This window comes from Marinobacter sp. 3-2 (genome assembly GCF_003751355.1).
Taxonomy (GTDB): Bacteria; Pseudomonadota; Gammaproteobacteria; order Pseudomonadales; family Oleiphilaceae; genus Marinobacter; species Marinobacter adhaerens.
In genome coordinates this window covers 1-14,908 of sequence record NZ_RJUQ01000016.1, presented here as the reverse complement: position 1 = coordinate 14,908, position 14,908 = coordinate 1, and the positions used below count along the sequence as shown (strand labels likewise).

General features: G+C 57.7%; 11 protein-coding genes. 4 read left to right on the top strand and 7 right to left on the bottom strand.

Features of this window, described 5'->3' with window-relative positions; genetic code table 11:
- The first annotated feature begins 32 nt into the window (after positions 1 to 32).
- Entirely contained in the window at positions 33 to 893 is an 861-nt protein-coding gene (locus tag EDB94_RS15500; RefSeq protein ID WP_108018841.1) for a DUF6544 family protein, read from the top strand.
- Between the two features lie 22 nt (positions 894 to 915).
- Here the strand turns inward: EDB94_RS15500 and EDB94_RS15495 are convergent, their stop codons facing one another.
- From EDB94_RS15495 to EDB94_RS15480, 4 genes are all read right to left on the bottom strand, one after another.
- Complete coding sequence (locus tag EDB94_RS15495) at positions 916 to 1,335, bottom strand: universal stress protein (protein ID WP_108018842.1); 420 nt, start codon at positions 1,333 to 1,335, stop codon at positions 916 to 918.
- A gap of 138 nt (positions 1,336 to 1,473) precedes the next feature.
- A complete protein-coding gene (locus EDB94_RS15490; RefSeq protein ID WP_108018843.1) occupies positions 1,474 to 2,856 on the bottom strand; it encodes a sodium-dependent transporter in 1,383 nt (460 codons plus the stop codon).
- A 56-nt stretch (positions 2,857 to 2,912) separates the two neighbouring features.
- Positions 2,913 to 4,100: an amino acid aminotransferase gene (locus tag EDB94_RS15485; RefSeq protein WP_108018844.1), complete on the bottom strand. Its 1,188-nt coding sequence runs from the start codon at positions 4,098 to 4,100 to the stop codon at positions 2,913 to 2,915.
- The gene (locus EDB94_RS15480) at positions 4,093 to 7,611 is read right to left on the bottom strand and encodes an indolepyruvate ferredoxin oxidoreductase family protein (protein ID WP_108018845.1); all 3,519 of its coding nucleotides are present in this window, start codon (positions 7,609 to 7,611) and stop codon (positions 4,093 to 4,095) included. The genes EDB94_RS15485 and EDB94_RS15480 overlap by 8 nt, the downstream gene beginning before the upstream one ends.
- A 157-nt stretch (positions 7,612 to 7,768) precedes the next feature.
- On the opposite strand from EDB94_RS15480, the gene EDB94_RS15475 reads away from it, so the two are divergent.
- Positions 7,769 to 8,248, top strand: coding sequence for an Lrp/AsnC family transcriptional regulator (locus EDB94_RS15475; protein WP_014576349.1), 480 nt, complete (start codon positions 7,769 to 7,771; stop codon positions 8,246 to 8,248).
- A 68-nt stretch (positions 8,249 to 8,316) separates the two neighbouring features.
- On the opposite strand, the gene EDB94_RS15470 is transcribed toward EDB94_RS15475, so the two are convergent.
- The 3 genes from EDB94_RS15470 to EDB94_RS15460 all read right to left on the bottom strand — a co-directional run bounded on the left by EDB94_RS15470 (position 8,317) and on the right by EDB94_RS15460 (position 13,601).
- On the bottom strand, positions 8,317 to 8,523 hold the full coding sequence (locus EDB94_RS15470; RefSeq protein ID WP_008176018.1) for a cold-shock protein: 207 nt from the start codon (positions 8,521 to 8,523) through the stop codon (positions 8,317 to 8,319).
- Between the two features lie 202 nt (positions 8,524 to 8,725).
- Positions 8,726 to 12,487 carry a DUF1631 family protein gene (locus tag EDB94_RS15465; RefSeq protein ID WP_108018846.1) on the bottom strand — a complete coding sequence of 1,254 codons (3,762 nt, stop codon included), beginning with the start codon at positions 12,485 to 12,487 and terminating at the stop codon, positions 8,726 to 8,728.
- A 142-nt stretch (positions 12,488 to 12,629) separates the two neighbouring features.
- Positions 12,630 to 13,601 (bottom strand): ribonuclease Z, encoded by a 972-nt coding sequence (locus EDB94_RS15460; protein WP_053114684.1) that lies wholly within the window; start codon positions 13,599 to 13,601, stop codon positions 12,630 to 12,632.
- 138 nt (positions 13,602 to 13,739) lie between these two features.
- On the opposite strand from EDB94_RS15460, the gene EDB94_RS15455 reads away from it, so the two are divergent.
- Together EDB94_RS15455 and EDB94_RS15450 are read left to right on the top strand one after the other, a co-directional pair.
- Positions 13,740 to 14,585 carry a crotonase/enoyl-CoA hydratase family protein gene (locus EDB94_RS15455; protein ID WP_227507898.1) on the top strand — a complete coding sequence of 282 codons (846 nt, stop codon included), beginning with the start codon at positions 13,740 to 13,742 and terminating at the stop codon, positions 14,583 to 14,585.
- Between the two features lie 30 nt (positions 14,586 to 14,615).
- Positions 14,616 to 14,837 (top strand): hypothetical protein, encoded by a 222-nt coding sequence (locus tag EDB94_RS15450; RefSeq protein WP_260312612.1) that lies wholly within the window; start codon positions 14,616 to 14,618, stop codon positions 14,835 to 14,837.
- Positions 14,838 to 14,908: the final 71 nt, after the last annotated feature.

Here is a 14,908-nt window from a genome sequence, read left to right as displayed (position 1 = left end):
AGGGACAATGACTGCTACGGAGCATAGCTTACATGAAAATCTTTTTCCTGATCCTGTTGATTCTGGTGGTTGCAGTCACCGTCGCCCTCTGGTTTTGGCGTCAGTCTGACCACACCGCAGACCGGGCTGTCATTACCGGATTGGCAACGCTGCAGCCGGCTGCCCCGGAGCGCTTTGATCTTGCTCTTCTTGAGGGTTTGCCGGAGCCAGCCCAGCGGTATTTCCGTTACACCATTCAGCCTGGTACCCCACTCTATACCGTGGCCCGTATCTCTATGAACGGAAAATTCGGTATGGGCAATCGGGAGTCGCCCGACTACGTGCACATGCAGGCCACCCAGGTGCTGGCCATGCCGGAAGGGTTTATCTGGAAAATGAGCGCCCACAGAGGCCTGCTCGGGATTTCCGGCTCGGACACTGACCAGTGGACGCGGTTCTGGCTGATGGGCCTATTCCCTGTTGCCCGGGCTGGTGGTGATGCGGATCATGCCCGTTCGGCATTCGGCCGTTATGTGGCAGAGGCGGTTTTCTGGACGCCGGCCGCCCTGCTGCCGGGGCCCGGCGTTTCCTGGAAGCTGGTCGATATAAACACGGCCAGGGTGGTTGTTCGTCATGAGGGCATGGAACAGGCAGTGGATGTTGTCGTTGCCGGCGACGGCCGGCCGCTCCAGGTGAGTTTTGACCGGTGGACCGATGCGAATGCGGAAAAAGTCCATCGCTTGCAGCCCTTTGGCGGCTACCTGTCAGAGTTTCGGGAGTTCGAAGGCTTTGTATTGCCAACCCACGTGGAAGCGGGGAACTTCTTTGCCACGGAGGATTACTTTCCCTTTTTCATTGCCAGGGTAACGGGAATTGAATTTCCAAAGCATGACGCAACCGGGCATCCGGAATAGTGTCTCGGATGCCCTGTTATCTTTACCGAACGACGAAAACCGAAATATCGCTGTGTTTAACGATATTGGCGCCGTTCGAATGGAGAATGTGTAGCCGGTCGCCAATCCCCGGCGGATGTGAAGCCATCACTACCAGATCTGTCCCGGTTGTTTTGATCGCCTCAAGCAACTTGTCTTCAAGCTCCACGGCGGTATCAGCAGATTCAATCACCATGCTTTCGGTATTGATCCCGTGGGATTTTCCCTGCTCCTCCGCAAACACCCTCAGTTTCTCTGCGAGTTCTTTCGGGTTGTGCGCGGCCGCTCCCGGGGTGCTGTTGGTGACGGTGACGTAGCACAGGGTGGCGTTGTAATGCTTGGCAATATCAATGGAGGTATTGAGCGCCTTCACCATTTTATCGGTATGGGCGAGGTCGACCGGAACGAGGATCTTGCTGTACATAAGAGTTCTCCTTTTCCGCATGCGATACAGACTTGGGTCTGTTGTCCTGAATTCAGATTGGCAGTGCCCTGTTGGGTATGTCAAAAAAAGCCCGGTGAAGTTCACCGGGCTTTTGCGGTTGGAGAAGCCGGGATGCCCTTACAACAGGTTGTACAGGAAAACCACGGCGATACCGGCAGGCGTCAGATACCGGAGTACGAACATGAATGCCTTATAGCTGCTTCCTTGCAGACCAATATCGGCCGGCAGACTCTCACGTTTCATCGCCCATCCGGCAAACAGCGCAATGGCGAGTCCGCCGAGAGGCATCATCAGGTTGGAGACGAGGAAGTCGAGCAGGTCGAAGACCGTCTTGCCCTCGAAGAACGGAATAAAGCCAAGCGGGTGCACACTTTCCCAGACGTTGAAGGACAACACGGTACCGATACCGATAAACCAGATGGCGAGCCCGCCACCAATGGCGCTTTTCGCTCGACTCACGCCTTTGTGTTCTTCCAGCCATTCGACCACCGGTTCCAGCATGGAAATGGCCGAGGTGATGGCTGCTACCAGTAGCAAAGCGAAGAAAATGGTGCCGAACAGCGCACCACCACTCATCTGGCCAAAGGCCAATGGCAGGGTCACAAAGATCAGGCCGGGCCCTGCCCCTGGCTCAAGGCCATTGGCAAATACCAGGGGAAAGATGGCCAGCCCCGCGAGAAGCGCAACGCTGGTGTCCACGACGGCAATGGTCATGGCGGTCCGCGCAATGTTTACGGTTTTTGGCAGGTAGGAGCCATAGGCCATCAGAACACCAATACCGATACTGAGCGTAAAGGCGGCGTGCCCCAGGGCAGTCAGAACCCCCGCCGTTGTCAGTTTGCTGAAATCCGGCGAGAACATGAAACTCACGGCCCGGCCAAAGCTGCCGCTGTTCATGGCATAGATCACCATGGCAACCAACAGCACGAACAACAGAGGCATCAGCATATTCACAGCTTTCTCAAGCCCCGAGCGAATGCCCCTGCCAACGATGAACACCACAATTACCATGAACACCGAGTGCCACATGAGCAGTTCCCAGGGGTTGGCAAGGAGCCCGCCGAACTGGCCGCCGATGGCTTCGGCATCTGCTCCGGTAAACAGCCCGGTTGCGGCCTTGCCGATATAGACCAGGGCCCAGCCGCCAATCACGGCGTAGAAAGAAAGCACCAGGAAGGATGCAATTACCCCGTTCCAGCCGATGGCTCTCCAGCCCCTGGCTGTGCCTTCACTTTTGGTCAGGGTGCGCATGGTGGCCACAGGGCTCTGACCGCCGCGCCGACCAATCATGGTTTCGGCAATCAGTACCGGCACGCCGATCAGGAAGATACAGGCCAGGTAGATCAGAACGAAGGCGCCGCCGCCGTTCTCGCCAGTAATGTACGGAAACTTCCAGATGTTCCCGAGGCCAACGGCTGAACCAGCCGCAGCCAGGATAAAGGCCATCCGTGAGGACCAGAGGTTATTGGCCTGCTGGTGTGGTTGGGTACTCTCACTCATTCTTCTCTCCGGCTAATTGTTTTTGTCGGATTGATTGGTTGTTGTCGAAAAAGTATTTACTTGCCGAGCACCTCGCGCAGGGCGGAAGCGACTTGTGGCAAGACGTGGTCGTTCAAACCGGCAACGTTTACGCGGCTGCTTTCCAGCATGTAGATGCCGTGTTCCTTCCGTAACCGGCCCACCTGCTCTGGACTGATTCCGAGGAACGAGAACATGCCTCGCTGACGGGCGATGAATTCGAAGTCGCCGACCGGTGAAAGCGCGCCGGCAAAAGCGTGACGCAGATGCAGGATGCGCTCACACATACCGTTTAGCTCCTGTTGCCACTGGGCTCGCAGGTCGTCATCGCCAAGGATGGTCTCCACTATTGAGGCGCCGTGGGCCGGTGGCATTGAGTAATGCGACCGGATGACGCTCAGCAGCTGGCTGGTGGCGGCGGCATTCACGGTTGCGGTTTCCGAAACCAGGGCGAGGGCGCCGGTGCGCTCCCGGTAGAGGCCAAAGTTCTTGGAGCACGAGGCTGCGATCAGCATTTCAGGTACCGCACTGGCCAGGTGCCTCAGGCCAGCTGCATCCGCGTCCAGGCCTTCGCCAAGGCCCTGATAGGCCATGTCCACGAAGGGCAGCAGGCCTTTGCGCTGGATCAGGCTGGTCACTTCCTGCCACTGGGCCAGGCTCAGGTCCGCGCCCGAAGGGTTGTGGCAGCACCCGTGTAGCAACACCACGTCGCCCGCATCCGCCCGTTCCAGGGTTTCCAGCATGGCGCCGAAGTCTACCTGCAGGGTCTCTGGATTGAGGTACGGATATTCGCGAATAGTCAGGCCGGCGCCACCGAGCAGCGGCAAGTGGTTGGCCCAGGTGGGCGTGCTGACCCAGACTTTTGTATCGGCCTTGCACAGACGCAGAAACTCAGCCGCCATACGCAGGGCGCCGCAGCCGCCCGGTGTCTGGATGACCGATACGCGACCATCGCGGACCAGTGGGCTGTTGCTGCCCAGGATCAGCTCCGCCATGGCGCTGTTGAAGCCGGTGGAACCGGCAGGGCCCACGTAGCTCTTGGTGGTTTCGCCCTCAAGAAGGCGACGCTCGGCTTCGTGCACGGCGGCCATGATAGGCGTATTGCCGGCGTCATCCTTATAGACACCGATGCCCAGATCCACTTTGTCCGGTCGATCGTCTTCACGGAAGGTCTGCATCAACTGCAGGATCGGATCCTGGGGAAGGGGCTGGAGTGCTTCAAACATGATTGGCCTCCTCGTTAGCCTGTTGGGTGCGAATCAACGTCGGGCGACCGGTATCCAGCGCCTTGATCAGCTGAGTCTGCTTTTCGCGAATGCTCTCCGCCGCTTGCTCCCGCACAGGGCCGTACCCGCGGACATCGGCAGGCAGCTCGGCAAGCTGCAGGAAGCTTTCGTAGTTGCCGGCGTTGAGCTCACGACCGATCCGGTCTACCAGGCTCTGATAATCCTTCAGCATGGCCCGATCCAGCTTGCGGTCGGCAGAATAGCGGAACGGATCGATTGCGGTTCCGCGCAGGCCGCGAAGTTTCGCCAGCAACCGGAAGGCACGGAACATCCAGGGGCCGAACCGGCGTTTTTTCGGGCGACCCTGGGCATCGGTCTCGCCGCTAAGCAGGGGAGGGGCCAGATGGAAGTGGACTTTGAAGTCACCCTCGAAGGTTTCATTCACCTCTTTCATGAAGTCGGTTTCGGCAAACAGTCGCGCGACTTCGTATTCGTCCTTGTAGGCCATGAACCGGTATAGCTGCTGGGCTACTGCACGAGTCAGCAGCAGGTTGGTTTCACCGAGGGACTCCTCAGCCTTCCGGACCCCTGCAACTGCGTCCCGGTATTGGTCTGCCCAACGCTGGTTCTGGTAGTTGACCAGGTGCTTGTGACGGGTGTTGATGAGGTCGTCCAGGGTTGGTTCGGGTTTGACCTCAACAACCTGAGCATTACTGTCATCCAGCAGATCCGTGACTGCGCTCGGATCCACGGCCGCCAGCCGTCCCCAGCCGAAGGCTTCCTTGTTCCGGTCGATGGCGACGCCGTTCAGCTCAATCGCCTTCATCAAAGCCGCTTCGGACAGGGGCAGCAGGCCTTTCTGCCAGGCAAAACCGAGCATCATCACGTTGGAGAATACGGTATCGCCCATCAGCTTTTCGGCGATGCCATTGGCGTCCAGCTGATCAAAGTGATCCTCGCCCACGGCGTTCTTCAGTAGCCCAAGGCGCTTGTCGGCCTTCATATCGGCGTCGCGGAAGAGCACGTAGTCGGCAGTAGGCAGTTCCGCTTCGTTGGCAACGATCCGGGTGTGGTTTGGCCGGAGAACGCTCAGGGCCTTCTGGGAAGACGCTACGACCAGATCGCAGGCGATGACCGCATCGGCCTGGCCATTGCTGATCCGAACCTGATGGAGCTTGTCCGGGGACGGTGCCATACGAACGTAGCTCAGCACCGTGCCGCCTTTCTGGGCGAAGCCCATGAAATCCAGTACCGAGGCGCCGCGCGACTCCAGGTGGGCCGCCATGGTGATCAGCTGGCCAACCGTCACCACGCCCGTACCGCCAACGCCGCCCACCAGCAGATCATAGGAGCCGGTCATTTCCGGCAATTTGGGAGCTGGAATATCAGCCAGCTTGCGGGTGAGTACGGAGCCGGTGTCAACGCCGCGGGATTTGCGCAGCTGGCCGCCTTCGATGGTCACGAAGCTTGGGCAGAAACCGTTAACGCAGGAAAAGTCCTTGTTGCAGGATGACTGGTCGATCTTCCGCTTGCGTCCCAGCTCCGTCTTGCGGGGAACCACCGAGAGGCAGTTGGACTGCACCGAGCAGTCGCCACAGCCTTCACACACGTGATGGTTGATAAAGGCCCGCTTGGCCGGATCCGGGAACTGCTTGCGCTTGCGACGGCGGCGTTTCTCGGCGGCACAGGTCTGGTCGTAGATCAGTACGGTACAGCCGGGGATATCACGCAATTCCCGCTGCACCTGGTCGAGCTCGGACCGATCGTGGAAGGTGACGTCCTTGGGAAACAGGTCATGATGGCCATCGTATTTCTCGGGCTCGTCGCTGAGAACAACAACCCGATTGACCCCTTCTGCGGCCATTTGCTGGGCAATCCTGTCGACGGTGATCTGCCCGTCGACGGGCTGACCGCCGGTCATGGCGACGGCGTCATTGAACAGAATCTTATAGGTAATATTGATGCCGGCAGCTACCGCCTGACGGATAGCCATGGAACCGGAGTGGAAATACGTGCCTTCACCCAGGTTCTGGAACACGTGGGGGTTGCCGGTGTATCGGCTCTTGCCAATCCAGTTGACGCCTTCGCCACCCATCTGGATGAGGGATTCGGTGTTCCGGCCCATCCAGGACGCCATGAAGTGACAGCCAATGCCGGCCAGGGCCTTGCTCCCCTCCGGGACCTTGGTGGAGGTGTTGTGTGGGCAGCCCGAGCAGAAATAGGGCATACGCTTAACGCCGCCCGGATCCTGGGCGTTGGTCATGGCACTGATTTCAGCCATGCGCTCGCTGAAGTCCACCTCGAAGAAGCGACCAAGACGGGCTGCGAGGAAGCCGGCAACCAGTTTGGGGCTCAATTCGCCAACGTACGGGATCAGCGGGCGGCCCAGCTCATCCTGTTTGCCGGTAATCAGAACCTCGCCGGGACGGTCCGGCTCGGACATGTACTCCTTGATCTGGCTCTCGATAATGCCGCGCTTTTCCTCGATCACGAGGACTTCTTCCTTGCCGTGCACGAAGTCCAGGATGCCGCGGCGCTCCAGGGGCCAGACCATGCCCACCTTGTAGATATCCAGACCCATGTCCCGGGCCTTGTCTTCGTCAATACCGAGCAGATCGAGGGCTTCCAGCAGGTCAAGGTGGCCCTTGCCGGTGGTGACAATACCAAAGCGGGCTTCCTTATTGTCGAACAGGCACCGGTCAATGCGGTTGGCCCGGGCAAAGGCCTGAACGGCCGCGAGCTTGTGTTCGATGCGGGTTTCCAGCTGGGGGCCGGGCAGATCCGGCCAGCGGTAATGAAGGCCGCTTTCCGGCGCGGTGAAATCGTCCGGAGTGACAAAATCCGGTGCTGGCGGAATTTCCACAGAAGCCGCACTTTCCACGGTTTCCGATATGGCCTTGAAGCCGACCCAGCAGCCACTGTAGCGGGAGAGGGCATAACCCCAGAGACCGAATTCCAGGTATTCCGCGATGTTGGCCGGGTTGATGGTGGGCATGAAGAAGCTCATGAATGCCACATCGGACTGGTGAGGCATGGACGATGACACGCAGCCATGGTCGTCGCCCGCTACCACCAGCACACCGCCATGGGGGGAGGATCCGTAAGTGGTGCCATGTTTCAGGGCGTCGCCGGCTCGGTCCACGCCCGGGCCCTTGCCATACCAGAGGCCGAATACGCCCTCTACCTGACGGTCTTCATCGGTTTCTACCTGCTGGGTACCCAGCATGATCGTCGCGGCAAGATCCTCGTTGATGGCGGGAACAAAATCGATCCGGTTCTCGTCCAGCAGGTCTTTCGCCTGCCAGAGTGCCTGGTCGACCGCACCGAGGGGGGAACCACGGTAGCCACTGACCAGGCCGGCGGTATTCAGGCCTTGCTTGCGATCCAGGGCAGCCTGCATCAACGGAATTCGGACCAGGGCCTGTGTGCCGGTCAGGAACACCCGACCGGATTCCCGCAGGTAGCGGTCTTCGAGTTTGTAATCGTCGAGTTGTGGGGTATCGGCGGACATGGCGCCCTCCTTTTTGTCGATTTTATGACCAAAATTCTAGAGGGAAGTCCGCAAAAGGTGCTTGCTTATTGGAAGGAGGTTTTCAGGATTTGCGAAAGAATATTTGATAAAAGACAATAAAGAGAAAGAACCTTTGATAAAAATCAGGTGTTACCAAATGAAACAGGTGGAGCTGGACAAGCTGGATCGGAAAATCCTATCGGTGCTGCAGCAGGATGGGCGCATCAGTAACCAGTTACTGGCCGAACAGGTGGGTTTGTCACCGGCTGCTTGCTGGCGCCGGGTGCGCACACTTGAGGAAAGCGGTGTGATTCAGGGATACAGCGCAAGAGTGGATCCGGAACGCATTGGTCAGGGGCTGTGCGTGCTCGTCAATCTGTCACTGCAGCGGCACAACATCGACAGCACGGCGGAGATTGAGCAGCAGGTGAGCAGTTATCCGGAGGTGCTTCAGTGCTTTGCGGTGACCGGTAATGCCGATTTCGTGCTCAGGGTAATCGTGCCGGATATGGCCAGTTACGACAGGTTCCTGAACGAAAAAATCTTTACCCTGCAGGGCATTGCCCAGGTGAATTCGAACTTTGCGTTGCGGGAGATAAAAAATACCGAGACGATCCCGGTGGAAGGTATTCTGTAGTTTCGGCAGGGAGCAACAACGAAAAAAGGCAGCCGAAGCTGCCTTTTTCTGAACGTGTCGTCTGTTATTTACAGAGCGACAACGTTTTCCGCCTGAGGACCTTTCTGGCCCTGGGTAACGGTGAACTCGACCTGCTGGCCTTCAGCCAGAGTCTTGAAACCGCCGCCCTGAATAGCGCTGTAGTGAACAAAAACGTCCGGGCCGCTTTCGCGAGTGATAAAGCCAAAACCTTTTGCTTCGTTGAAAAACTTAACGTTGCCGGTAACTGTAGACATAGTATTCTTCCTGATTTCAATCATTTAATGTGCCGTCACGTCATCTTGTTGATGGCTGATCGGCGGTATGCGGAAACAAAAAACTGGCGTGATCAAAAACAGGACGTGCTACTTATTACAGCTGAGCGGTCTTATTGATGAAATGCTTTGCTAAATCTTTCCAACGAGGCCCACTGTACTCCTGCCACGGGGAAAAGCAAAGCTATTTCTTGTAGGCATAAACCGGGGGAGTGGAATTCACGGTTCCAAGGCTGTCCAGCCTGCGCGGCTTGGCAATGGCGAAGCCCTGGGCGTAGTCCACCTGGATCTCTTTCAGGGTGTCCATGATTTCCATGTCTTCCACATATTCAGCGATGGTCTGAAGATCCAGAAAATGACAGAGCTCGTTGATCGACCTCACCATGGCGTAGTTCGTGAGGTTGGTCGCCATGTCCTTTACAAATATGCCGTCAATTTTCACGAAGTCCACTGGCAGTTTCTGGAGGTACGCATAGGAAGACAGGCCGGTGCCGAAATCATCCAGTGCGAACCGGCAGTTCAGCCGCTTCATCTCGCGCATGAAATCCGAGGCAAAATGGAGGTTGGCGACGGCAGAGGTCTCGGTTACTTCAAAGCAGAGCTTATGGGCCAGCTCCGGATTCGCCCTGAGATTGGATTCCAGGCCGAGCATGAAGCTGTCATCGCTCAACGACGAGCCTGACAGGTTAACGTTCAGAGTGGCAATCCTGGCGAGCGCCGCGGGATTATCGCGCATCCACGTCAGCACCTCGGAAATGACCCACAAATCAACCCGTGTGCTGCGTTTGAACTGTTCGGCTGCCTCGATATAGCCCTGGGGCGAGATCTCCTTGCCAGCACTGTCTTTCAGGCCGAGCAAGAGTTCATACATCGTGCCTTCGCCGTCTTCCGGTTCGAGGGCAACGATGGGCTGGGCCCGAAGGTAGAGGCTGCCATCACGGATGGTCCGGTCTATTTCGGTGACCCATTGGGGGGTGCCGAGCCGGGACTGGTCCCGGTTTTCCCTGGCCAGTTCAATCCGGTTCCCGCCCAGCTTCTTGGCTGCTTTAAGCGAGAGGCTCGCAAGATTGAGAAGGTCGCCAGGTGACTGTCCCGCCCCGGTTACCGGCCGGATACTGATGCTGACGGTTGCCCGATATTCCGCCTGCCCATGCCGGAACACATGTTGCTCGAAGTTGCGCCGCAGGGACTCTGCAAAATCCAGGCAGTCTTCTGTACTGATGTTATTGATGAGCACCGCAAACTCATTGCCGCTGATCCGGCCAACGTGGGACTCCGAGAATCGGGATTCGCTCTGCTTACGGAGTGTGTCGGCGACATGCCTCAACAGGGCGTCGCCGGCGTCCGCGCCATAGGAGGCGTTGATGACACTGAACTCGTCTATATCCAGAACCATAAGGGCGGCGGCATGGTCTTCAGCAGATGACGGCAGGATGCTGATCAGCTGAGAAACCTGTTTCTCGAAGTCATGGCGGTGCATACACCCCGTCAGGGCATCGTGGGTTGCCTGAAAATTGAGCTTCCGGTAAACATCTTCAACGATGCTGAACAGGCTTTGGTCGAGGAATGGGACGTCTCCGCTCTCAACCAGCCAGGCTTCGCCTTCAGCGAGTTTCTGCACAAACTCGGGAAATCCGTAACTGACCTCGCTCATGCCTTTGGGCGAAAGAAAAACAAACCTGAGTGAATCCTCGCTGCCCCACACCAGCCGCAACCGGCGGGTCTCGCCGGTATCCAGACGAACCTCAACCCAGTCGCCTACGGAAATCTCCTTTGCCCTTGAGGCCCAACGACTGTCTTCAAGCTCCGGTGGCAGCGGGGCCGGCGCTTCATCGGCGTCACCGTACTCATCAACCCACGTGGTTTCTGCTTCCCCGTTGCCCTCGAGAATTCCGGATAACTCGTCAATAACCGGCCTTACGCGCGAGACTTCCCCGGCGGTTTTCAGTTCCCGCTCGATGAACTGCAGCATGACGCTGCTCTCCAGCTCCCGTTCAAATGCCAGCTCTTCGGAGGTGTCGGCAGGCGAAAGCCAGGCCTGGAGCTGTGCAACCACATCAAGCAGTTCCTCACAATGCCGGCTTTCCGGACCTTCTCTCAGCATGGTCAGGACGATCAACTGCTCCCAGCCCGCCTGAAGAATGCGGATCAGAATCTTCGGAACCTGTCTGTTGCTCAAGAGCGAGTTCAGCCTCTGCCTTGCCTCCTTGCGGGTAAGGCGCAGGCGCTCCTTGCCCTCCAGGGTTTTTGCCAGCCGTTCCGAGTTGCGGAGAAACGATTGGTCCTGACGCTCGACAAGCTGTTTCAGGCGTTCGCCCAGGCTTCCCATCAGGTCCGGATCCGATACCTCGATCTCTGTCAGCTCCTCAACGATATCGGCAACCGTTGCTTCCAGCTTCTTGCTTGAGGCTCTCTCTGCAAGACAGATGTGCATCAGGTTATTGATGATATCCCGGGCCGGGTGGTCGCCGGCATTCAGAAAATCCGATGTTTCAACCAGCGTCTCGAATACGGGTAGTCGAAGCTTTTGCAGTTGGTGGCGAAGCGAGCCCGAGAGTTCATCGTGGGTTTTCAGAGGCTCGAACAGTCGGTCCACCAGGTTGGCCTTCTCAACGGCCGTGTGATCCAGGGAGCTGGCCAGGTCGGAGTCCGAGTTGGCCAGTTCCCGAAGCAGTCCGGCCATATCGGGCTCGTCGCCGTGCAACCGGTCCAGCAGCTCACGGCGCCGGGAGCGGAGGTTTTCCGAAAGCCTTGGATTGGGCTCCTCCCAGTCTGCAACTCCAGACGAGGGGTTTGACTCCAGTGCCATCAATTGAAACAGGGAGCGACCGACCGAAGGCGACCCGGACGCCTCGTGCCTGGCGTGATTGGTTTCCGGAGTTTCTTCGGATGAGTCTTCTGTGGCTGCCGTCGCTGAACCCGAGTCGTCCGTTGCGTGCTCCCGGTCGCGGAGTGACCAGTTTGCGGGCAGCTCGGTGATATCTATGGCCTCAAGACCAGCTCGTCGGCAGTCATTGATCAGGGACCGGATGGCCGCGGGCCAGACCCGGACCAGAGCATTTTCCCAGGCGCGATAGATGGTCAGGCGGTGCTCCCGCGCAATGCCCAGATGATCGACCATATACTGCAGGCAGACGCACAGGGCCCGAGGCGTCAGAGGATTGTTGTCATCGTTGACGTCCTGTCGGAAAATCTGGTTGAGGAACTGGTTGAGCAGGAAGTTGGCCCCGGTATTTGCTTTGTTTACGCGGGTGGCGATGGCCTGCAGGTCCAGCCAGTCCTCGAACTCGTGCTGTTGCAGCAGGTGCAACTCCTTGTTGCCGGCCCGGGACTCGGCGGCGGGCTCAAGGGTTGCCTGATTGGCCTGGAACTGGGCCTGGAAATCCTGGAGCATTCGTTGCTGGCGACTCTGGAAAATGAAGCGCATGTCCTTGAGCCGGGTAATCTCACGCAGCTCTGCAGCCTCTTCCAGGTCGGCTTCAATGCCCTCGAAGGTGCCTTCCATAAATTCCGGAAGCAACTGTTCCAGAAGCCGACGGCAATGCTGGTGGTAGAGCTGTTTCAGTGAAGGATCCGGAGTCGCGGCTTCGGGCCGATTCGTTCCAGTGTGCTGTAACAAACGCTCAATGTCGTTGCTGAGTTCCTCGGTGTTCCCCGCTATGTCCAGCGAAATGCCGCTACTGCGGCCAACCTGAACCGTGCCTCGGTAATGGATATGCTGTTTTTCACGGTCATTATCGAGGAAAACATGAAGATCGGTCTGTGCAGCGGCAGACGATGACAGCTGGTCGAGTACCGCGGGCGACGAAAAGTGCTTCAGGGTGAGGCGCAGCCCTTCTTTACCCAGAGTCACGCTGTCAATGACACAGCCACAGGGAATGAGGCCGGGCGCGACGACAACCGCATCCTTGCTGAGCCTGGAGTGTTTTGCGTTGAGCCGGGTCATTGACCGCCTTCCTGAGCAGTGAAAAATGAATCGTTGTTCAATTTATTGTAGGTTCAGTTTAATTTGAACTTTAGCAAACGCAAAGTGAATCTATAAAAGCGACACATATAAGCCTGGGCGGCTCGTTTAATCCACGCCTGTATTATAGACGCTCGATGGGCTTCAGCATCAGATCCCTGTTGAGCTCATAACAGGCAAAATCCTTTGCCAGATAAAGGTTTCCCCGATAAATACCTTTGGCTTCGGATTCGATCTCACCAATGTGCGGATAAGCATCCGGATTGAACTGGTAACGGGAACTGAAGTGGGTAAGGACGAGATTGGGAACGCCTGCGGCCTCGGCGAAGCGGGCTACCTGGGCAGCGGAGCTGTGTTGCGGCCAGGGTCCGACCCGGTCAGAGACCTCCTGGGTGTAGGTCGCTTCGTGGATGACCACCTGAACACCCGTGCACGCTGCCAGAAGCAGGTCGGGCTGGTCGTTGTCGCCGGCTACGATAACCTTGCGAGGTTTTCTGGCAATTCGGGTGTAATCATCACAACGGGCGAGGCGCCCATCTTCCAGTACCACGTCGTCGCCCTGTTGCAGGCGGCCCCAGGCGGGACCGGCCTCAATACCATCCGCTTCGAGCCTGTCCCGGACCAGCTGGCGTTCCAGATTCTTTTCCGTGAACACAAAGGCCCTACAGGAGACACGATGGGACAGGGGGACTGCAGTTACCGACAGGGAGTCGTCTTCCCAGTGGAAGTTCTCTGCTTCGGAATCGACAAATCTCAATTCAAAACTCAGGCTGGAGTCACTATTACCGATGGCGGCCTCTATGAAGGTTTTTACCGGTCTTGGCGCAACCAGGTACAAAGGAGCAGTGCGGCCGAGCATGGAGGCGCTGGTCAGCAGTCCCGGCAGCCCGAACGTATGGTCGCCATGGATGTGGGTGATAAATATTGCCTGCAGCTGCATCACGGAATGATGGGTTCTCAGCAACTGGTGCTGGGTGCCTTCACCGCAGTCAATCAGGTACCAGTGTTTTGGTCCGCCGTGGCTCAGCGCCAGACCGGTTACGTTGCGCGATTTTGTCGGCGTTCCGGCTGACGTGCCGAGGAAGGTGAATTCCATACCAGGCCTTTTCGGGTTAACGTGTCGTGTCTCTGTTCGCCATAATACGAAGGTAGCAGAATTGACGATACATTAGCCGGGGCGACCGCTAATGAGCCGGTTAGCGACATTTATATAAGGAGTGCTGTCTTGTCTGAGTTGTCCAGTTACGAGAGTTTTTCGATTGAGGTTAAAGACCACATCGCCCACGTTCAGTTCAGTCGTCCGGAGGCCCTGAACACCATGAACAAGGCGTTCTGGCTCGAGTTGCCCCGGTGCATGCAGGATATTGAGGCCAACACCGATGCCCGCGTTATCGTCATTTCCTCCACCGGCAAACACTTCTCTGCGGGCATGGATCTGGGTGTATTCAGCGATCCCAAAGCCGTGCCCATGAACGGTGACCCCGGGCGCATGGCGGAAAACCTTCGCAGGGTTGTGCTGCAGTTGCAGGATACTCTCACCTCTCTGGAAAAAATCCGGCTTCCCGTGCTGGCAGCCATCCACGGTGGCTGTATCGGTGGCGCTCTGGATCTGGTGTGTGCCGCCGATAGCCGTTATTGCACGGAAGATGCCTACTTCACCATCAAGGAAACCGAGCTGGGCATGACCGCCGACGTCGGCACGCTCCAGCGCCTGCCCAAACTGATGCCCGAGGGCGTGGTTCGTGAACTGGCCTACACCGGCCGAAAATTCTCCGCCACTGAAGCGCAGAATCTGGGCTTCGTGAACGCCGTTTACGCCGACCAGGAATCCATGCTGGCGGGCGTTATGGCCATTGCCGGCCAGATTGCGGCGAACTCTCCTCTGGCCGTCACTGGCTGCAAGGAAATGCTCAATTACAGTCGCGACCACAGTGTGGAAGACAGCCTCAAGTATATGGCCACCTGGCAGGCCGGCATGTTCCGCCCGACGGACATGATGAAATCGTTCCAGGCCAAAGCCCAGAAGCAGGCGCCAAAATACGATGCGCTGTTTCCAGTGAAGCCCTTGTTCGACCAGTAAATGGCGTTGGGTAAACGACGAAACTCGGGTATGTCCTCCAATGCCGCTCTGTTATTCCAGGGCGCCATTGGCGTTATCGGATTAGTGGCGATACTGCTATTCGGAATTCCGGTGCTGCATGTTGGGCCAGGCCTGTGGCCCAGCATCTTCCTGGGGGCGGTTGGAGCCGCTCTTACCTACGCCGTTTTGCTGTTGCTTACGCGGGTGCCCGGCTTGTTCCCGGAAAACCGGGTATCCGGAATATCTGGTTGATCTCTGGGTATCATGGGGAGGTAACAACTCCCCACTTCATCGGATTCCTTGGTTGATATGTCACTCAGGCC

Excerpts from the sequence above, each read along its gene's own strand:
- EDB94_RS15480 (WP_108018845.1), bottom strand. The coding sequence starts at position 7,611 with ATGTCCGCCGATACCCCACAACTCGACGATTACAAACTCGAAGACCGC.
- EDB94_RS15485 (WP_108018844.1), bottom strand. The coding sequence starts at position 4,100 with ATGTTTGAAGCACTCCAGCCCCTTCCCCAGGATCCGATCCTGCAGTTG.
- EDB94_RS15465 (WP_108018846.1), bottom strand. The coding sequence starts at position 12,487 with ATGACCCGGCTCAACGCAAAACACTCCAGGCTCAGCAAGGATGCGGTT.
- EDB94_RS15460 (WP_053114684.1), bottom strand. The coding sequence starts at position 13,601 with ATGGAATTCACCTTCCTCGGCACGTCAGCCGGAACGCCGACAAAATCG.
- EDB94_RS15500 (WP_108018841.1), top strand. The coding sequence starts at position 33 with ATGAAAATCTTTTTCCTGATCCTGTTGATTCTGGTGGTTGCAGTCACC.
- EDB94_RS15475 (WP_014576349.1), top strand. The coding sequence starts at position 7,769 with ATGAAACAGGTGGAGCTGGACAAGCTGGATCGGAAAATCCTATCGGTG.
- EDB94_RS15470 (WP_008176018.1), bottom strand. The coding sequence starts at position 8,523 with ATGTCTACAGTTACCGGCAACGTTAAGTTTTTCAACGAAGCAAAAGGT.
- EDB94_RS15450 (WP_260312612.1), top strand. The coding sequence starts at position 14,616 with ATGTCCTCCAATGCCGCTCTGTTATTCCAGGGCGCCATTGGCGTTATC.
- EDB94_RS15495 (WP_108018842.1), bottom strand. The coding sequence starts at position 1,335 with ATGTACAGCAAGATCCTCGTTCCGGTCGACCTCGCCCATACCGATAAA.
- EDB94_RS15490 (WP_108018843.1), bottom strand. The coding sequence starts at position 2,856 with ATGAGTGAGAGTACCCAACCACACCAGCAGGCCAATAACCTCTGGTCC.